The sequence below is a fragment of the Methylobacterium sp. Leaf99 genome, from assembly GCF_001422375.1.
Classification (GTDB): Bacteria; Pseudomonadota; Alphaproteobacteria; order Rhizobiales; family Beijerinckiaceae; genus Methylobacterium.
Window position 1 is genome coordinate 175,331 of record NZ_LMMU01000001.1, and the last position, 17,830, is coordinate 193,160.

A 17,830-nucleotide genomic window follows, 5' to 3' on the forward strand; every position below is an offset into this window, starting at 1 on the left:
GGCGACGCCGCCAAACCCGAATCACTGGTGAGAGTACCCCACGGGCGATGACCCCTATTCCCTCCGACCGTCTCGACGCCATCCTGACGCGCCACGACATCGTCACCGCGACCCTGAGCGCGGGCTCGGCCGATTCCGAGACCTTCGTCCAGCTGTCCCGCGAATTGTCCGAGCTCGAGGGCGTGGTCGCGGCGATCCATGCCTACCGGGCGGCGGCGTCCAATCTCGCCGACATCCAGGCGCTCATGGACGAGCCGGGCAGCGATTCCGAGATGCGGGGGCTCGCCGCCGACGAGAAGCCGGAGGCCGAGGCCGGGCTTGAGGCGGCGCACCGCGCCCTGCAGCTCATCCTGCTGCCGAAGGATTCGGCCGACGAGAAATCCGCCATTCTGGAAATCCGCGCCGGCACCGGCGGCGACGAAGCGGCCCTGTTCGCCGGCGACCTGTTCCGCATGTACGGCCGCTACGCCGACGCCAAGGGCTGGAAGGTCGAGGTGATCTCCGAGAGCGAGGGCACCGCGGGTGGCTACCGCGAGGTCATCGCCGAGGTGAAGGGCAAGGGCGTGTTCGCCCGCCTGAAGTTCGAGAGCGGTGCCCACAGGGTCCAGCGCGTGCCGGACACGGAGACGCAGGGGCGCATCCACACCTCCGCCGCCACCGTGGCGGTGCTGCCGGAGGCGGAGGAGGTCGATATCGTCATCAACGATGCCGACCTGAAGATCGACACTATGCGGTCGCAGGGGGCGGGCGGTCAGCACGTCAACAAGACGGAATCGGCCATCCGCATCACCCACATGCCCTCCGGCATCGTGATCTTCGTCCAGGAGGAGCGGTCGCAGCACAAGAACCGGGCGCGGGCGATGCAGCTGCTGCGCTCGAAGCTCTACGATGCCGAGCGCACGGCCAAGGACGCCGTGCGTGCCGCCGACCGCAAGTCGCAGGTCGGCTCCGGCGACCGCTCGGAGCGCATCCGCACCTATAATTTCCCGCAGGCGCGAGTGACCGACCACCGCATCAACCTGACCCTGTACAAGCTCGAAGAGGTGCTGGCGGGCGTAGCCCTCGACGAGCTGATCGATGCCCTCGTGACCGAACATCAGGCCGAATTCCTGGCGGCCGAGGGGATGGCCTGACACGGCGCTCCGCCCCGATGACCTTCGTCGCAGGGACGACCCGCGCGGATGCCCTCCGAAACGTCACCCGGTGTCTCGCCGATGCGGGCATCGGCGACAACGACGCACGCTTCCTCGTCCTCGACGTCCTCGGCCTCACCGGGACGGAACTGATCCTCCGCGGAACCGAGCCCATCGGCGCAGTCGGTGCCGCGTCCCTGTCCCGGGCCTTGGCGCGTCGCCTCGCAGGGGAGCCCGTGGCGCGGATCGTCGGCAGCTGGGAGTTCTGGGGTTTGACCTTCGGTCTCGCCCCGGACACCCTGGTGCCGCGCGCCGATACCGAGACCGTGGTGGAAGCGGCCTTGAAGCGCCATTCCGACCGGGCGCGGCCCCTGCGCATCCTCGACCTCGGTACCGGCTCGGGCTGCATCCTCGTGGCACTGCTCACCGAACGGCCCCGCGCCTTCGGTATCGGCCTCGACCGTTCAGTCGAAGCCCTGATCCAGGCGCGCGCGAATGCCAGCGCGAACGGGGTCGGCGACCGGGCAGCCTTCCTCAACGCCGATTGGTGCGCTGGACTCGCCGGCGGGTTCGACCTCATCGTCTCCAACCCGCCCTACATCCCCGCCGCCGCCATCGCGACGCTCGCCGACGAGGTGCGCCTGCACGACCCGAGTGCGGCCCTGGACGGCGGCCTGGACGGTCTCGATGCCTACCGGCGCATCCTGGCCGAGATCGCGGCGGGGCCCGTGGGCCTCGCGACGGGTGGAAGCCTCCTGTTCGAGGTCGGACACGATCAGGCGGACGCGGTCCTCGCCATCGGCCGAAATCTCGGCTTCGCAGAGGGACGCGTCACGCACGACCTCTCCGGCCATGCCCGCGTGGTCGCCTTTAACGAATCCTGAATCGGTTCCCTGAAGAAAGCGCAGCGAACAACCGGCGGTAGCGCGAAAAAACACTTGTTGCCGCATCGGCAACCGGATACGCTCCTTGGCAGATCGAAAACGACCTGTTGAGACGGGTCGTGGCAGAGATGGTGCCGGCTTCTTGTCCGCGACGTTTCTCGGCGATCTCCCCACGATCAGGCTAGCGCGCAACGAGACGACGCGCAGGAGCTTGGTCACTTCGAGCCTGAAAACCGAAGAGCGCCTGAACGCGAGCGCGAGCCTCGGTGGACCGGGACAGACGGCAAGCACGGCGAGTCCTGATCGCTGACCTGACAAACCGGATCCCGCGGCAGCCATCACCGGGTCACCATGGCTCGGCCCGACCTTGGCTCAAAACCGCCGGGTCCCGGACCGCCTCACCAGACGCTCCCGTATCAACGAGGGTCAATCGAGACCGATGAGACCAAACCAGAACAGACGGGTGCGCGGTCGCAACCGCCCCAAGGGTCCCAATCCGCTGACCCGCTCCTACGAATCGAACGGTCCCGACGTCAAGATTCGCGGCACGGCACAGCATATCGCCGATAAGTACGCTCAGCTGGCGCGTGACGCCCAGGCAAGCGGCGATCCCGTGGCGGCGGAGAATTATTTTCAGCACGGCGAGCATTACTTCCGCATCATCTCCGGTGCGCAGGAGCAGAACCGGCTTCAGGCCGGCGGCTACGCCCGTAACGGTTTCGATGACGACGGCGACGAGGATGGCGGCGACGATCAGGGCGCACCCCTCGGCTATGCCGCCCAATCCTACAACGACGATTACGGCGATCCGGGCCAGCAGCCCCAGCCCGCCTATCAGCCTCCGGCCTACGAGGGGCGGCAGGATGGTCAGCGCCACGAGAACGCCCGGCAGGATGGCGGGCCGGACAACCGGCAGAATCGCAACGACCGCAATGACCGGCGCGACCGCTTCAATAACCGCAGCGAGCGGCCGCAGCGCTTCGACAATCAGCGCCAGGATGGCCAGCGCCAGGATTACAATCGTCAGGATTCGTCGCGGCAAGATTCTGCTCGGCAAGATCCTGTTCGGCAAGATCCTTCGCGACAGGACAATCAGCGGCCGGACTACAGCCGTCAGGACCAGCCGCGACAGGATCGGGATCGCCCGGAACAGCCCCGGCAGGATCAGGCTCGTCAGGATCAGCCGCGGCAGGAGTACGGACGGCGCAACAACGGACAGCGCTTCGAGAACAATCGCGGGGGGGACGTGCCTCAGGACATCGGTCGCGATGAGTCTCCGCGACACGAGCCCGTCCGGCAGGATACCCATCGGCAGGACGTTCAACGCCAAGATCCCGTTCGGCAAGAGCCCGTTCGCCAGGAGCCGGTTCGGCAGGAAGCACCGCGGCAGGACTTCCAGCCTTCGGAAGCCCGTCGCCCGGTGGACGCCCCGCCCCGGCGGAGCCGGCGTCGCGAGGAAAGCGAGCGCGCGCCGGTCGAGGATGTCGCCGGCCTGCCGGCTTTCCTGATGACGCCGCCCCGGCCCGCTCCGGTCGAGCGGCCGGTCCAGGCTCCGGCGACCGACGCAACAGCGCCACAGGTCCCGGTCCAGGCCGGGACGGACGAAGCCTCGGCCGCGCCGAAGCCGCGCCGCCGCCGCCGCGCCCGCTTCGAGGGAACGGACGGCGCGGAACCCGGTGTCACGGGCGCCGACGACTCGTCGTCCGGAACCGAATAGGTTTCGTCCCTCTGGAAAGCCGCCCCCTCCGGGGCGGCTTTTCGCGTTCAGGGACCGCCGCCGGCGCGGGGCACGGCGGCATGCCAATCGGCATAGCCGTGAACACGGTGGATGAGGCGGCGATGGCGCGCGCTCTCACCGAACGGCGCGAGGTCCCAGGTCCAGATCCGGTCCGGGACCGGCAGGAGCACACCATGGAGAAGGTCGAGGCGATCGGTGACGCGACCGTCGCGGTCCTCCTCGATCTGTTCGACATCCGTGACGAGGCAGACCCGGGCGGAGAGACGGGTCAGTTCGTCGAGATGCCTCCGGACGATGTCCCGTCCAAGGCTCGGCTCCGTCGCCCCGGCTTCGTCGACGGGCAGGATCGGCAGTTGTGACAGCAGGTTGGCCGAGATCACGAGATCGACCTCAGGCCCGGCGGCGTGGACGAGGACGGCGCCCGGCCCCGTGAGGTCGGCCGTCACCAGGGTGACATTGGATTTGGTCCGGACCATCCACCGGGTCGGCCAGGGATGGACGGCGTCGACGAGACGCACGTCTGCGAAGCGTGCGGCCAGGCAATCGAGGGGCACGTCGTCGAGGAGGCCCGAGCCGAGGACGACGACGGTGCGCCGCCGCGCCAGCCCCTCGCAAGCCTGCGTGATCACGGCGCGGGCCTGTGCGAGGTGTGGAGTCCAGGCCGCCCGGCACCGACGCGAGCGGGAGAGGAGCAGCACGCTCTCGCGCAGGTAGCCGCGCCGCCGATGTGACCACGGCACCGGTGTGGTCAGGAGGTGGAACAGATCGAGCAGCACGTCACCCTCCGGAGTCGGGAGGGGTGAGGCCGGTACGTCGGAGGGTCAAGCGACCCTGGTGTCGCCCTGAGCCGCGTTGAAGCGGACGGAGCGGCGCGCCGTGGCGACCGAAAGAGCTTGGAAGGCCTCGAAGGCGCCGCGCATCTCCTCGGGCGGCAAGCGCCGGCCGGGCCGCGACTGGATCAGGTGCTTGAGGGTGCCCCAGCCGAAATCGACGCTGCGCACGAGAAAGAGCAGGGGGTCGGTGTCGCTGCGCCGGTAGGCCTGCAGTACCACGGCGGGCGGCACCTGGGCGATGCGGGCAATGACGAGGAGCGCGTCGTCCACCCGCCCCTGCGCGATGAAGGCGACGACGGCTTTCTCGTCGAGATCGACGTCGACCGTCGCCCCCGGCTTCGCCGTGGCATTCCTTACCCGATGGGATTCCGGCACGGCACGGCGCAGGTCGAGGATCGCACGGAGCACTGCGTCCTTCCGGGCGATCGCCAGCATCGCGGCGAACCCGGTCTCCGACAGAAGCGCGCTTTCGTTTCCGGCAATGCGGCGTAGGGCGGCGGCGGTGGCACGTGTCACCAAAATTTCGGTGATCCGCTGGCTCAGGGTCCGCCGGCGTGCGACCGCATCAAGATGCAGGGGGCCGGCCTCGCCGGCGATCCGCACCAGATCGTCCTCGGCCAGACGTTCGGACCGTGTGAGCACAGGACCGGCGACGGCAATCTCCGGATCGAAGGCGAGATCGCGGACAACCCGTCGCGGGGCATTGGCAATCTCGGAGATTTCTTCGGCGAGGACGGCTCGGGCCGCGACCTCGACGTTCTGAGCCAGATGGAGGAGGATCGCATCGAAGGGCTCGACCTCGGTCTCGCCCAAACGCACGGCATGATCCAGGAACAGGGCCGTGATCCGGCGCAGCATCGCCGCCCGCTGATCGGGTGTTCCGATGGACACGGCGTGCTCGACATCGAGGATGAGCGTCTGGATCATGGTCCGGGAATATGCCGCGTCAGCGACATCCCTACAGACAGAGGTTTAAAAACCTCCACCTGGAACCCGGAGACAAGCGGTACAGTTGCCTCTCCGCCCTTCCATGAGCGCATCACGTCACGGAGCCATCGTGTCGAATCTCGTTCGCATCCTGCTTGCCATCTTCCTGCCCCCCCTCGCCGTCCTGATGACGGCGGGCATCGGATTGCAGTTCCTGCTCAACATCCTGTTGACCGTCCTCGGCATCGTCCCGGGCATGATCCACGCCCTCTGGATCGTCATGCGCGATCGCTGACGTCGCCGATCGAACGAGGCAGTGCGTCGATAACCGTAATGCGAACGAGGTGAGCATGAGCACACGCGGCTTCACCGGACGACCGCCATCGGAGGCGACGCGGGAACGCCTGCCACCGGGTCAGTACCTGACGCAAGATTTCCCCGTGCTGCAGATCGGTCCGACCCCGCGGGTCGATCGCGAGACGTGGCGCTTCACCCTGCGCGTCGGTTCGCGTCCCCTAAAGAGCTGGACCTGGCAGAACTTCAGCGCCCTGCCTCGGACCCGCTGGGGCGGAGACATCCACTGCGTCACGAAGTGGTCGAAGTTCGACACGGCGTGGGAGGGGGTCGGCATCGACGATCTTCTGGCCGACGCCGGCATCTCGGCACCAACGGCCTTCGCCCTCGCCGAAGGACATGACGATTACACCACCAACGTGCCGTTCGCCGATCTCACGGGCGGCCGCGCCATGGTGGCGACCCATTACGACGGGCTACCGATCGCCCCCGACCATGGCGGCCCGGCCCGTCTGCTCGTACCGCACCTCTACTTCTGGAAAAGCGCCAAGTGGTTGAAGGGTCTGCGTTTCACCGAGAAGGACGAGGGCGGATTCTGGGAGATGAGCGGATACCATATGTACGGCGACCCATGGCGCGAGCAGCGCTTCACAGGTGATTGAACCGTCCCCCCTCCCCTGGCTGAGTGCGACCATCATCGGCATCACGCCCGTGACGGCCCAAGTGAAAAGCTTCAGGCTCGCCGTTGCGTTCGATCGGATCGCCTTGGCCGGCCAGCACGTCGATGTGCGTCTGACGGCCCCGGACGGCTATCAGGCGCAGCGGAGCTACTCCATCGCCTCGGCACCGGGTAACGACGGCACGATCGAGCTTATGGTCGAGGGGTCGGCGCAGGGCGAGGTGTCGAGCTTCTTCGATGGCGTGGCGGAGGTTGGTGACACGATCGAACTGCGTGGCCCCATCGGCGGCGCGTTCGTCTGGCGTGCGCAGGATGGGGGGCCCCTCCTTCTCATCGGGGGCGGCTCCGGTGTGGTGCCGCTGCTGGCGATGCTGCGTCACCGGGCCGAGGCGGCTCCCGCGGTACCGGCCCTGCTGCTCTATTCCGTGCGTCACGGGGCGGAGGCCATCGCCCGCGACGAGCTGAGCCGGCGTGCCCGCGACGAGCCGGGCTTCGACCTCGTGCTGAGCCTCACCCGGGAGGGCGGTCGTCGCATCGATGCGACGCTCGTGGGCGAGGCCCTGACGCGCCTCGGGCAGCCGCGGCACGCCTATCTCTGCGGTGCCAACCCGTTCGTATCCGCGGCGGCCGACCTTCTCGTCGAGGCAGGCCTCCCACCCGGCGCGATTCGGACCGAGCGCTTCGGCGGCTGACGGGATCTCACGGACACAGGCGGTCGGCGACCTCTTCGGCCAGGGACAGGCTCGACGTCAGGCCGGGGCTCTCGATACCGAAGAGGTGGACGAGGCCGGCCAAGCCGTGCTCCGCCGGTCCGTCGATGAGGAAGTCCGCCGCCGGCGCGCCGGCCCCCGTGAGCTTCGGGCGGATGCCGGCATAGTCCGGCGTCAAGGCACCCTCGGGCAGACCGGGCCAGTAGCGCCGGATCGCCCGCACGAACGCGTCTGCGCGGCCGGGATCGACGTCGTAATTCTCCGCCTCGATCCATTCGACGTCGGGGCCAAAGCGCATGCGCCCGGCAAGGTCGAGGGTGAGATGAATTCCCAAACCGCCCTCGACGGGCGCGGGATAGATCAACCGCGAAAACGCCGGACGGCCGAGGCAGCCGAAATAGCTGCCCTTGGCCAGGATCCTGGGTGGGATGCGCTCCGAGGGATAACCTGCGGCGCGCGCGGCAACGCCGTGCGCGCCGAGACCGCCGGCGTTCACGACGGCGTCGAAGGCGAGTTCGTCCCCGTTCACGGTCGCGACCCAGGCGCCGCCGGTTCTGGCGAGGCCCGCCACGGGGCTGTGGAACGCGATGGCGCCACCGCGATCCTCGATGTCGCCCTGGAGGGCGAGCATCAGGGCGTGGCTGTCGATGATGCCCGTGCCGGGCGCGTGCAGGGCGGCGACACAGGCGAGGTTGGGTTCGAGGGTGCGGGCCTCCGCCCCATCGATGAGCGTGAGGCCCTCGACGCCGTTGGCGACACCACGCGCATGGATCTTGGCGATGGCCGCGCGTTCCGTCTCGTCGGTGGCGACGATGAGCTTGCCGCAGGCCCGGTGCGGCACCCCGTGGCTCGCGCAGAACGCGTAGAGCATCGCCGCGCCGGCGATACAGTGCCGTGCGCGCAGCGATCCCTCCGGATAGTACATTCCGCCGTGGATCACCTCGGAACTGCGCGCGGAGACGCCGGTGCCGATGACGCCCGCCGCCTCCGCCACCACGACGGTGTGGCCCCGCCGGGCGACCGCACGGGCAACGGCGAGGCCGACGACCCCGGCTCCGATGACCAGAACCTCGCTCATATCGTCGCTCCCGGGTGTCAGTGAATCACGGGCTGAAGATCAACACGAGGTAGACGAAGAACACCACGAGGTGGACGGCGCCTTCGAGCACCGTGGTGCGCAGTCCTGAGAACGTCAGGGTGCTGAGGATGAGGGTGACGACGAGGAGCGTCATCTCCGTCGGCGCGAGGCCGAGCACCACGGTCTGGCCCGTGAGCAGGCCGACCGCCAGAACCGCCGGTACCGTGAGACCGACGGTGGAGGTCGCCGCTCCGAGGCAGAGGTTGATCGCCCGCTGCAGTTCGTTGCGCGCCACGGCCTTGAGGGCGCTGATGCCCTCCGGCGTGAATACGATGGCGGCGATGAGCACGCCCCCCAGTGCCGAAGGAGCCCCAAGGGCCTCGATCCCGTGGTCCAGAATGGCGGCCAGACTCTTCGACAGGAGCACGATGGGCAGAATATTGGCGATGAGAAGCGCCACGTGCCGGAGGATCGCACCGGTGTCGCGACCCTCCCCATCGGAGGCCGCTTCCGGGCTCACGGTCCCAGGGTTCGACTTCGCCACGCGACCGCCGTCGTGGATGAAGAAGCTGCTGTGCCGGCCGGTCTGGATCAGCAGGAAGATGCCGTAGAGGGCCACCGTGAAGACCGAGAACGAGATCGCCTGCACGGGGGTGAGCGTGCCGCCGATGGTGGAGGTGGTGAAGTTCGGGATGATGAGCGCAATGGTCGTGAGCGGGATGATCACCGACAGGAAGGCCGAGGTACCCTGAAGGTTGTAGGATTGCTGGTGGTGGCGCAGGCCGCCGATGAGCAACCCGAGGCCGACGATGCCGTTGAGGACGATCATCAACACAGCGAACATCGTGTCGCGTCCGAGCGTCGGCACCGCCTTGGAGGACAGCATCACCGCCGAGACCAGCACCACCTCGATGACGACGATGGAAAGCGTCAGGACCAGGGTGCCGTAGGGCTCGCCGAGGCGGTGGGCGAGTTCCTCGGCCTCGTGGACCACGCCGAACGCCGCCCACAGGATCACGAGGAACAGCCACAGAAACAGACCCGAAGCCCACAGCGGGGCCCCGAGGTCGGCGAGCCAGGCCGGCCCGAACACGAAGAAGGCGGCGACGCTCGTCCACGCCACGACCAGCCGCAATACTGCCGCCATCATTCCCCCTGTCACCGTCGGGCTTCGCACCGCGAGGTACGAGATCTCGTCGAGCCGTCCGCGAATGGCCCACGGGGGTCACGGGCACGACCGAAAGACAAGACTTAACTGTGCGGGAAGCCACCCATGCGTGCGCGGAGATGGCGCGCGGACGCGGTTCCCGCTACAAGACGCCGTATCCGTAACCGATCGAGGCCGGAATCACGCACCGAGGGGATCGATTCGCGCTTTGCGCGGCCAACTCCCGGCGGATTCTCGCCTGTTTGCCCGCAAGGCTCCTCAGTGCCCTTTCCGACCCTGCCGGCCCCGCTCTCCCGAGCTCTGGCCGCGCGCGACTACGAAGACCCCACACCCGTCCAGAATGCGGTGATCGAAGCGGCCGCGCAGGGGCGCGACCTCCTCGTCTCGGCCCAGACGGGCTCGGGCAAGACTGTGGCCTACGGCCTGGCCTTCGCCGACACCCTGCTCGACGGCGCGGAGCGGTTCGGCCCGGCCGGCGCGCCATTGGCCCTGGTCATCGCGCCCACCCGCGAGCTCGCCCTTCAGGTCGAGCGCGAACTGTCCTGGCTCTACGCCGAGACCGGCGCGCGGGTGATCTCCTGTGTGGGCGGCATGGACCCGCGCCGCGAGCGCAGCCAGCTCAACGACGGCGCCCACATCGTCGTCGGCACGCCGGGCCGCCTGCGCGACCACCTCGAGCGCCGCAACCTCGCAACCCAGGATCTGCGCGCCGTCGTCCTCGACGAGGCCGACGAGATGCTGGACCTCGGTTTCCGGGATGATCTGGAATTCATCCTGTCGGTGACCCCGAAGGAGCGACGCACGCTGCTGTTCTCGGCGACCCTGCCGAAGGCCATCGCGACCCTGGCAGAGCGCTACCAGAACGACGCCCTGCGCATCGCCGTGAAGGGCCAGGAGCGCGGCCACGAGGACATCACCTACCGGGCCGTGCGCGTGGTGCCGCGCGAGCTGGAGCACGTGGTGGTCAATACCCTGCGGTTCACCGATGCGCCCACCGCCATCGTGTTCTGCAACACCCGCAACGCCGTGCGCCACCTCCAGGCCGTGTTGACGGAGCGCGGCTTCCTGGCCGTGGCACTCTCGGGCGAACTCGGCCAGGGTGAGCGCAATGCCGCCCTCCAGGCCCTTCGCGATGGCCGCGCGAAGGTCTGTGTCGCCACCGACGTCGCTGCGCGCGGCATCGACCTGCCCACCGTGAGTCTGGTGATCCACGCCGACCTGCCCCACGACGCCGAAGTGCTGCAGCACCGGTCCGGCCGCACGGGCCGCGCCGGGCGGAAGGGAACCTCCGTCCTGCTGATCCCGGCCTCCAAGCGCCGGCGCGCCGAGCAGATGCTGGCCATCGCCAAGGTCAACGCCGAATGGGCCGGCCCGCCCACGGCGGACGAGATCCGCGCCCTCGACGGCGAGCGCATGTGGCAGGACCCGCTGTTCACCGAGGCCCCGGCCGAGGAAGACGTCGCCATGGGCGAGGCCCTGCTCGCCCGGCGCACGCCGCAGGAACTCGCCGCGGCCCTGGCCCGGATCTACCGTGCCCGTCTGCCCGAGCCCGAGGACGTGACCGATCCGGGCGCCGGCCCCGAGCGCAAGGCCCGGCCGATCTACGATCCCGCCGATACCGCACGCATCGACGCCGAAGGCCCCTCGGTGTGGTTCCGGCTCAACCTCGGCCGGCGCGACAATGCCGATCCGCGCCGCCTGCTGCCGATGCTGACCCGGCGCGGCAATATCGGCCGTCAGGAGATCGGCGCCATCCGCATCTTCGACCGGGAAACCAAGTTCGAGGTGCGCGGCGGCGCGGCCTCGCGCTTCGCTCAGACCTTCGCCAAGAACGGATCGCCGGAAATTCAGGTCGAGGCGCTCCTCGACGGGGCCGGCAGCGACCAGGAGGCCAGCGGCCCCAAGGGCTTCAAGAGCCCCCGCGGTGCCCGCCACGAGCGGGAAATCGGCAAGAAGCCGCGCAGCAAGGCGAAGTCGTAGCGGCGCCTCGCCGCGCAGGGGTAAGGTGACGACACCAGGAACGCGCGATCCCGCGAGGGATCGCGCCTTCCTCGTATGTATCGTCATCTCATGGGATCGAGTGGATCGGAGGCCCCGAAGGAGGGCGTTTCGGAATCATGCGATCCCGGAGGGCATCCCTGGAGGTCGCAGCCCCGCCACCTCTGGGCTGGGTAGCCGGATGAAGTTCGCCGAAGCGTTCGGTCAGATCACTTTGCCTAGTCTGACGGGCAGATTCGGCCTGGGTCGAACTGCCCTCAGAACTGCTCGGGCAGTCGCTTGACGGCGTTGCCCAGGGCTTCGACGCCTTCGGCGAATTTGCGGCCCATGGGCGCCAGGGACGGCACCTTCATGCCGAACATCTCGGTCTCTTCGGCCTCCGGCTCGGCAGCCCGCGGCGGCTGAGCCGCGGCGACCTTTTCGACAGCGACCGGAACCGGCTTGGCAGCGGGCTTGGCTCGCGCCACGGATGGGGCTGATTTCGGCTTGGACGCGCCTTCTGCTGGGGCGGGCGGCAAGGCGGCGAAAGCAGTGCCCGTCGTGGCACGGGCGCGGGTTGTCTCGGTGGGCGTCGGGGCGACGAGGGGCACCGTACGAGCCTTCTCCACGAGGGCGACGGCGGGTGCGTTGGGCAGCGTCGCGGCGTTCTCGATGACGGGCAGGCGGGTGGGCTTGGTGGCCGGCGCCACGCTGACAACCTGCGGGGGCTTGATCTCGGCCGGCTTGGCCCCGACCGCCCTGGGCTGGGCCGTCATCACCTCGATGGGCGCGGCGAGGGATTTGGCAGAACCGGGATCGGCCAAGGCGGCCTCGCGCACCGGTGGGGCCGCCGGGGCCGCGATCGGCGCAGGCGTACCGACACTGGAGACAAGCGCGGGCACGCCGTCGCGCAGGTCGGGCCAATCGGTCGAGACCCGACCCATGCGTACCTTGGAGGGCGGCGGACCGGCCAGGCCCGAAAGCATCGAATAGGCTCCGGCCGACAGGCCGACGAGGCCGACGCTTCCAAGGAGCGTGAGCAGGGCGAGGCGGCCGACGCCCGAGGGAATACGCCGCTTGACCGGGGCGTGGCCTTCCCCGGGGGCGCGCATCTCGGACGGATCGAGGGCAATCGACATCAGCGTGAACTCATCCCGAACGCACCCTGCAGCCGTTTTCAGCTGCTGACGCGGTGCCGTGTTCGTGAACTGATCCCGACAATGGGGCATGAAGATGTCCGGCAACGTATCGACAGTCGAAGCCCGAGATTACCCGGTTGGTATCTGGATTAAGCCGTACGCTTTAACGAGTGGTGTCGCGGATCGACTTCTCCACGTCCCGGGACGACCCAGGCACCATCTTGCCGGTATCGGGTTCGAGGATGCTTTCAGCCTGACATGCGACCTGCGCCGCGACGACCCGGCCGACCGCGCGCGCCGCTCGGCCGGCGCCGCGGGGCATGGCTTCGCCCGCTGCGAGCCGCTCCTTGAGGGCGACGAGGCGAGGGTCTCCCCAACGGGACAGCACCGCCTGGAACGCGGCGTGATTGCCTGCATCGAATGGGATTGGCCGCCCCTCCGCATCACGGCACGGATGGGGCGGATGGAGATGGGCGCAGGGGACGAGGCCCGGTGGAATTGGCGCCGTGGCCGCATGGGTTCGGCCCGCCCGCAACATCCGCGGAGCGACGAAGGCACGCGGCCCTCCCATGGCGGGCGCAGCAGGGCCACCGAACACCTCGATCCGCCCGAGCGGCGTTCCCATCACCACATCGACGCGCCGTTCGGCGAGAAGCCGGGCTACAGGGCTGCCGGACGCGAAGGCCGACACGCCGCACGCCGCCGACAGGCGGGCGACGAGGTCTGGATCTCGGGTCCGAAGCCCGGCCCAGCCCTGCGGCATCCCAAGTCCAAGGTCGAAGATCAGGGCATCGCGATCCTGGGGGCGGGCGGCGCCCGTATCCGCTCCCCGCAGGTTGACCACTTCAACACCCGACACCAGGGCCCCGGCTGCGGGAAGGCACAGGGCGACGCAATGGCTCCAGCCGCCCGTGAAGCCGGTCTCGTAGGCCACCATCACGAGGTCGTCGGTGGGGTCGAGGATCAGGGCGCCACGCGGGGTCAACCGACCGAACCGTCCGAGGCACGTGACGGGCTCGCCAGCGGCGCAGTCGAACTCTGCCACGGCGCCGAACCCGCCGAGGCTCCAGCGCGATGCCGGATCGTCGAGGGCCCGCGCGAGGTGATCGCGAATCGCGTCGCGCGGATCAACCATGGTCCGCGGGTCCAGCGTAGACGCGGGAGAACCGTGCTCCGCGCGTTCCATCCCATGGCGAGTGGGCTACAAGCGGCTTACGTCCCGCCCCGTTCCCCGGCACTCCGAACATGACGACGGCTCCCGCCTCGAACCCATCCGTCTGGACCGCCCCCCCCACCTTCTGGGCACGCCTGCCGACGCGGACGCGGATGATCGTCCTGGTTTTGGCCATCGATCTCCTGGCGGCCCTGCTGTCGTGCGGTGTCATCGTGCTGAATGCGCGCTCGGCCGTCGAGGTCGAGATGAAGGCCGCCCTGTCCAATGTCGAGCTCCTTGTCTCCGATACCATCGATCTCGCGCAATCGGCCTCGCCCGAGACCTTGCTCCAGACCCTGCGCCTGCGTGTCCAGGGCCTGCGTCACGTGCGCGTCACCGTTCTCGACGCGTCGGGCGCCGTCGTGCCGGCGCCCTCCCCGCGCCTGCGCCGGGACCAGCACGACGCCCCGCACTGGTTCGTCGCCCTCATCGCGCCGGAGGCGCGCCGCCACGAGCTGCCCATCGTCGTCCAGGGCAGGCACATCGGGATGGCGCGGATCACCACCCAGCCCCGCGACGAGATCGACGAGGTCTGGGGCTACGCCGTGTCCCTGTCGGTGGCGAGCCTGCTCGTCAGCCTCGGACTGCTCATCGCCCTGTACGTGGCGTTCGGCCGGGTGCTGGCACCCCTGACCCAGGTCGCCGAAGGCCTGACCCAGCTCGAACGGCAGGATTACACCGCGCGCCTCGCCCCCCCGGCATCCCGCGAGCTCGCCATCATCGCCGCACGCTTCAACAGCGTGGCCCAGGCCCTGTCGGAGACCCGCGCGGCCAACGGCCGGCTCAATCGCCAACTCCTCTCCGCCCAGGACGACGAGCGCCGGGCGACGGCCCTGGAACTCCACGATGAATTCGGCCCTTGCCTCTTCGCCCTCGAGGCCAACGCCGCCTCGGTGATCCGCATGGCACGGGCCGAGATCGCGCCCGACCGGACGAAGCTCGCCCAGCGCGCTGAGGAGATCAGCACCATCGTCGGTCAGGTCCAGACCCTCAATCGCGACCTCCTCAACCGCCTGCGTCCGCACGCCCTGGGTCAAGTTCCCCTGCCCGACTGCCTCGTTCTGCTGTTGCGGGATTTCACCCGACGCCACTCGGGCACCGGGTTTACCGGCACATTCGACGGACTTGGGCCAGGCTACGGCGACGTCACCGACCTGACGGTGTTCCGCTGCATCCAGGAGAGCATGACAAACGCCGTGCGGCACGGGCGGGCGGTCCAAGTGAACGTGGAGGCCTATGAGGAAGCGGGGGGCCGCCTCATGATCACCGTGCGCGACAACGGCGGCGGAATCGCCCCCGATCACCGGGTCGGACTTGGTTTGTCGGGGATGCGCGAGCGCGTCGGAGCCCTCGGCGGCACTTTGGTGCTTGACAACGGGTCGCCCGGGACGGTTGTCCGGATCATGATACCGTTCGGTTCCGAACGGTCCGAGGACACGAGCGTGATCTCCGACGCATGAATGCGATCCCCACCACCCTCACGCGAGCGCCCGTCCTCGTCATCGACGATCACCCGATCGTGCTCCAGGGCTGCCGCCGGGTGCTGGAGGATGCCGGTGTCGAGCGCATCGTCGAGGCGACCACGGTCGTATCGGCCTATCGCGCCTTCCACCGCCTCAAGCCGTCCATGGTGATCTGCGACCTGACCTTTCAGGGGAGCGGGCTCGCGGGGCTCGCCCTGATCCGACGGATGCGCGGCGTCGATCCACAGGTGCGCATCCTCGTGTTCAGCATGCACAACGATCCGGTCATCGTGGCCCGCGCCCTTGAGGCGGGGGCCCTCGGCTACGTCCTCAAGGACCACGCCTCCGGCGAGTTGTTCGAGGCGTTCGACCGCGTCCGCGCCGGCCATGTCTACCTCGACCGCCGCCTCGCCACGGAGGTCGCCATGCTGCGGACGGACCCGCGCCGCACGCCCGAGGCGCAGCTGACGCCGCGCGAGCAGCAGATCCTGGCGCGTCTGGCCCAGGGCAAGTCCTACGGTGCCATCGCGAGCGACCTGTCGGTGAGCTACAAGACCGTCACCAACGCCTGCTCGCAGATGCGGCAGAAGCTCGGCGTGCGCACGCTCGCCGAACTCATTCACGTGGCAGTGACGCAGGCGCAGCGGCAGGGGTGAGCGGCCGGGCTCAGGCGAGCCCGCCCATCGCCCGCACGATCGCCCATTCGTCCTCCGTCACCGGTTGCACCGACAGGCGGGAATTGTTGGCGAGCACCATGGCGGCGAGGCGAGGCTCGGCCTTGATCGCCTCCAGGGTGACGGGCCGGGGGAGCGCTGCCACGGCGCACAGGTCCACCATACCGAAGCGGCCCGTGGGGTCGGAATCGTCCGGATAGTACGGACGGATCACCTCGACGAGGCCGACCACCGCCTTGCCCTCGTTGGAATGGTAGAAGAAACCGAGCTCACCGACCTCCATGGCCTGGAGGTTCTTCTTGGCGACGTGGTTGCGCACGCCGTTCCACTGGGTGCCGGCGGCCCCGGCGGCGACCTGCTGATCCCACGACCACGTGGCGGGTTCGGACTTGTAGAGCCAGTGGGCCATGCGGATCTCCGGGAAACGGCGGATGCCTTACCATCGGAGAAGCGTGGCCGTCAGTCCCCCGCGAGGGCGGCGGACCAGTAACGAAGACTGTCCGGATTGACCGGGGCGCCGGCGCCGGCGTTGCGCGCGAGCACCAGATCGTGGAAGGCGCGGGCCTCGGCCAATCCCAGGAGATCGCGCAGGGCCCGCAGGATACGGGTGATGCGCAGGTGATTGTGGTCGTGGGTACGCAGCCAGCCGTCGGTCTGCGCGTAGAAGCGCATCATCCGGTCGCGCCCCGCACGCAGGCCTGCGAGGGCGGCCGCGTCGGCCCGGATCGCGGCGGCCTCGGCGCGGGTCAGGACGGGTGCACCGGGCACGGCGAGGCTCGCTTCGTGAAGCGGGAAGCACCACTGGATGAAGTCGTGCACGCCCTCGATCCGGGCATCGCCGAACGCGACCACCTCCGCCAGCAGGCGCCCGGCACCGTCCTGGCCATAGCCGGCGAGGAAGGCGTGGATCGGTCCGGGCTTCATTCCGCCTCGCCCTTGAGCGGACGCGCCAGGAGGGCGGCGATGACGGTCTCGACGCTGGCCGTCCCCGCCACGACGGCGGCGACCGCCTCGGCAACGGGCATTTCGACGGCCCGGGCACGGGCCAGGGCCACGAGGGCGGCGGCGGTGTAGGCGCCCTCGGCGAGCTTGCCGCCGGCGGCCTCGTCGGGCGACGCTCCGGCGCCGAGCGCCAAGCCGAAGGCGAAGTTGCGCGATTGCGGCGACGACGCCGTAAGGACGAGGTCGCCGAGGCCCGACAGGCCCATGAGGGTCTCCGGTCGACCGCCATAGGCTCGGGCGAAGCGCATGAGTTCGGCGAACGCCCGGGCGATGAGGGCGGCCCGCGCCGATTCACCGAGTCCCCGTCCTGCGACGATGCCGGAGGCGATGGCGAGCACGTTCTTGCCAGCGCCGCCGACCTCGACGCCGCGCACGTCGTCCGTGTGATAGACGCGCAGGTTCGGCCCCGACAGGGCGGTGGCGAGGCGGGCGGCGAGACCCGCATCGGCGGCCGCCAGGGTGACGGCAGTGGGCAGGCCGCGGGCGACGTCCGCCGCGAAGCTCGGCCCCGACAGCACGGCCACGGGGGCGTCGGATCCGACGATGTCGGCGGCGATCGCGCTCATGAACGCGTCGCTGCCGCGCTCGATCCCCTTGGCGCAGAGCACGATGGCCGTTCCCGGATCGAAGGACGGGGCGAGGTCCGACAGGACCGCCCGCAGCGTCTGGGCCGGGGTGACCATCAGCACCGTTCCGGCGTCGCGCAGGTCTCGCGCATCGGACGTGGCGCGGATGGCGGCATGGAGGGACACGCCGGGCAGGTAGCGCGCGTTCTCGCGGGTCGCTTCCAGGCGGGCGGCGGCGGCGGCGTCGCGCAGCCACAGGATCACGGGATGACCGGCGACGGCGGCCGCGTTGGCGAGCGCCGTCCCCCAGGCACCGCCGCCGACCACGGCGATTGGTCTGCTCATGGGGGCT

At 69.3% G+C, this 17,830-nt stretch carries 18 protein-coding genes; 9 read left to right on the top strand and 9 right to left on the bottom strand.

Going from position 1 to position 17,830, the window contains the following annotated elements; all coding sequences use genetic code 11:
- The first annotated feature begins 47 nt into the window (after positions 1–47).
- From prfA to ASF28_RS00855, 3 genes are all read left to right on the top strand, one after another.
- The gene (prfA, locus tag ASF28_RS00845; RefSeq protein ID WP_056086378.1) at positions 48–1,133 is read left to right on the top strand and encodes a peptide chain release factor 1; all 1,086 of its coding nucleotides are present in this window, start codon (positions 48–50) and stop codon (positions 1,131–1,133) included.
- A gap of 17 nt (positions 1,134–1,150) precedes the next feature.
- A complete protein-coding gene (gene prmC / locus ASF28_RS00850; protein ID WP_056086380.1) occupies positions 1,151–2,017 on the top strand; it encodes a peptide chain release factor N(5)-glutamine methyltransferase in 867 nt (288 codons plus the stop codon).
- A 463-nt stretch (positions 2,018–2,480) separates the two neighbouring features.
- On the top strand, positions 2,481–3,734 hold the full coding sequence (locus ASF28_RS00855; protein ID WP_056086383.1) for a DUF4167 domain-containing protein: 1,254 nt from the start codon (positions 2,481–2,483) through the stop codon (positions 3,732–3,734).
- Between the two features lie 47 nt (positions 3,735–3,781).
- On the opposite strand, the gene ASF28_RS00860 is transcribed toward ASF28_RS00855, so the two are convergent.
- Both ASF28_RS00860 and ASF28_RS00865 read right to left on the bottom strand, forming a co-directional pair.
- Complete coding sequence (locus ASF28_RS00860; RefSeq protein WP_056086386.1) at positions 3,782–4,531, bottom strand: hypothetical protein; 750 nt, start codon at positions 4,529–4,531, stop codon at positions 3,782–3,784.
- Between the two features lie 45 nt (positions 4,532–4,576).
- Positions 4,577–5,446 (bottom strand): DUF2336 domain-containing protein, encoded by an 870-nt coding sequence (locus ASF28_RS00865; RefSeq protein WP_162239967.1) that lies wholly within the window; start codon positions 5,444–5,446, stop codon positions 4,577–4,579.
- 172 nt (positions 5,447–5,618) lie between these two features.
- Here ASF28_RS00865 and ASF28_RS21305 point away from each other — a divergent pair, with 172 nt between their 5' ends.
- From ASF28_RS21305 to ASF28_RS00875, 3 genes are read left to right on the top strand one after another with little or no spacing between them, the layout of a single operon-like run.
- Positions 5,619–5,810: a YqaE/Pmp3 family membrane protein gene (locus ASF28_RS21305; protein WP_082475934.1), complete on the top strand. Its 192-nt coding sequence runs from the start codon at positions 5,619–5,621 to the stop codon at positions 5,808–5,810.
- 55 nt (positions 5,811–5,865) lie between these two features.
- Entirely contained in the window at positions 5,866–6,471 is a 606-nt protein-coding gene (locus tag ASF28_RS00870; RefSeq protein ID WP_056086391.1) for a sulfite oxidase-like oxidoreductase, read from the top strand.
- Positions 6,464–7,180, top strand: a complete 717-nt coding sequence (locus ASF28_RS00875) for an FAD-binding oxidoreductase (RefSeq protein ID WP_082475935.1) — start codon at positions 6,464–6,466, stop codon at positions 7,178–7,180. The genes ASF28_RS00870 and ASF28_RS00875 overlap by 8 nt, the downstream gene beginning before the upstream one ends.
- A 7-nt stretch (positions 7,181–7,187) precedes the next feature.
- Here the strand turns inward: ASF28_RS00875 and ASF28_RS00880 are convergent, their stop codons facing one another.
- Together ASF28_RS00880 and ASF28_RS00885 are read right to left on the bottom strand one after the other, a co-directional pair.
- Positions 7,188–8,276: an NAD(P)/FAD-dependent oxidoreductase gene (locus ASF28_RS00880; protein ID WP_056086394.1), complete on the bottom strand. Its 1,089-nt coding sequence runs from the start codon at positions 8,274–8,276 to the stop codon at positions 7,188–7,190.
- A gap of 25 nt (positions 8,277–8,301) precedes the next feature.
- Complete coding sequence (locus tag ASF28_RS00885) at positions 8,302–9,423, bottom strand: calcium:proton antiporter (protein WP_056090999.1); 1,122 nt, start codon at positions 9,421–9,423, stop codon at positions 8,302–8,304.
- A 282-nt stretch (positions 9,424–9,705) separates the two neighbouring features.
- Between ASF28_RS00885 and ASF28_RS00890 the strand changes: the two genes are divergently transcribed.
- Entirely contained in the window at positions 9,706–11,424 is a 1,719-nt protein-coding gene (locus ASF28_RS00890) for a DEAD/DEAH box helicase (RefSeq protein WP_056086397.1), read from the top strand.
- Between the two features lie 275 nt (positions 11,425–11,699).
- On the opposite strand, the gene ASF28_RS00895 is transcribed toward ASF28_RS00890, so the two are convergent.
- Positions 11,700–12,560 carry a hypothetical protein gene (locus ASF28_RS00895; protein ID WP_056086400.1) on the bottom strand — a complete coding sequence of 287 codons (861 nt, stop codon included), beginning with the start codon at positions 12,558–12,560 and terminating at the stop codon, positions 11,700–11,702.
- Between the two features lie 163 nt (positions 12,561–12,723).
- Entirely contained in the window at positions 12,724–13,695 is a 972-nt protein-coding gene (locus ASF28_RS00900) for a DUF6925 family protein (RefSeq protein ID WP_200912632.1), read from the bottom strand.
- A 110-nt stretch (positions 13,696–13,805) separates the two neighbouring features.
- On the opposite strand from ASF28_RS00900, the gene ASF28_RS00905 reads away from it, so the two are divergent.
- Positions 13,806–15,233, top strand: a complete 1,428-nt coding sequence (locus ASF28_RS00905) for an ATP-binding protein (RefSeq protein WP_056086403.1) — start codon at positions 13,806–13,808, stop codon at positions 15,231–15,233.
- Complete coding sequence (locus ASF28_RS00910) at positions 15,230–15,892, top strand: response regulator (protein WP_056086406.1); 663 nt, start codon at positions 15,230–15,232, stop codon at positions 15,890–15,892. The genes ASF28_RS00905 and ASF28_RS00910 overlap by 4 nt, the downstream gene beginning before the upstream one ends.
- Before the next feature lie 10 nt (positions 15,893–15,902).
- Here ASF28_RS00910 and ASF28_RS00915 read toward each other — a convergent pair whose 3' ends face one another.
- The 3 genes from ASF28_RS00915 to ASF28_RS00925 are packed head-to-tail and all read right to left on the bottom strand — an operon-like array spanning position 15,903 to position 17,823.
- Entirely contained in the window at positions 15,903–16,319 is a 417-nt protein-coding gene (locus ASF28_RS00915) for an EVE domain-containing protein (RefSeq protein WP_056086409.1), read from the bottom strand.
- 50 nt (positions 16,320–16,369) lie between these two features.
- Entirely contained in the window at positions 16,370–16,834 is a 465-nt protein-coding gene (locus ASF28_RS00920; protein WP_056086412.1) for an opioid growth factor receptor-related protein, read from the bottom strand.
- The gene (locus ASF28_RS00925) at positions 16,831–17,823 is read right to left on the bottom strand and encodes an NAD(P)H-dependent glycerol-3-phosphate dehydrogenase (RefSeq protein WP_056086414.1); all 993 of its coding nucleotides are present in this window, start codon (positions 17,821–17,823) and stop codon (positions 16,831–16,833) included. Before ASF28_RS00925 ends, ASF28_RS00920 begins: the two co-directional genes overlap by 4 nt.
- Positions 17,824–17,830: the final 7 nt, after the last annotated feature.

Excerpts from the sequence above, each read along its gene's own strand:
- prfA (WP_056086378.1), top strand. The coding sequence starts at position 48 with ATGACCCCTATTCCCTCCGACCGTCTCGACGCCATCCTGACGCGCCAC.
- prmC (WP_056086380.1), top strand. The coding sequence starts at position 1,151 with ATGACCTTCGTCGCAGGGACGACCCGCGCGGATGCCCTCCGAAACGTC.
- ASF28_RS00865 (WP_162239967.1), bottom strand. The coding sequence starts at position 5,446 with ATGCTGCGCCGGATCACGGCCCTGTTCCTGGATCATGCCGTGCGTTTG.
- ASF28_RS21305 (WP_082475934.1), top strand. The coding sequence starts at position 5,619 with ATGAGCGCATCACGTCACGGAGCCATCGTGTCGAATCTCGTTCGCATC.
- ASF28_RS00870 (WP_056086391.1), top strand. The coding sequence starts at position 5,866 with ATGAGCACACGCGGCTTCACCGGACGACCGCCATCGGAGGCGACGCGG.
- ASF28_RS00880 (WP_056086394.1), bottom strand. The coding sequence starts at position 8,276 with ATGAGCGAGGTTCTGGTCATCGGAGCCGGGGTCGTCGGCCTCGCCGTT.
- ASF28_RS00885 (WP_056090999.1), bottom strand. The coding sequence starts at position 9,423 with ATGGCGGCAGTATTGCGGCTGGTCGTGGCGTGGACGAGCGTCGCCGCC.
- ASF28_RS00895 (WP_056086400.1), bottom strand. The coding sequence starts at position 12,560 with ATGTCGATTGCCCTCGATCCGTCCGAGATGCGCGCCCCCGGGGAAGGC.
- ASF28_RS00900 (WP_200912632.1), bottom strand. The coding sequence starts at position 13,695 with ATGGTTGATCCGCGCGACGCGATTCGCGATCACCTCGCGCGGGCCCTC.
- ASF28_RS00905 (WP_056086403.1), top strand. The coding sequence starts at position 13,806 with ATGACGACGGCTCCCGCCTCGAACCCATCCGTCTGGACCGCCCCCCCC.
- ASF28_RS00910 (WP_056086406.1), top strand. The coding sequence starts at position 15,230 with ATGAATGCGATCCCCACCACCCTCACGCGAGCGCCCGTCCTCGTCATC.
- ASF28_RS00915 (WP_056086409.1), bottom strand. The coding sequence starts at position 16,319 with ATGGCCCACTGGCTCTACAAGTCCGAACCCGCCACGTGGTCGTGGGAT.
- ASF28_RS00920 (WP_056086412.1), bottom strand. The coding sequence starts at position 16,834 with ATGAAGCCCGGACCGATCCACGCCTTCCTCGCCGGCTATGGCCAGGAC.
- ASF28_RS00925 (WP_056086414.1), bottom strand. The coding sequence starts at position 17,823 with ATGAGCAGACCAATCGCCGTGGTCGGCGGCGGTGCCTGGGGGACGGCG.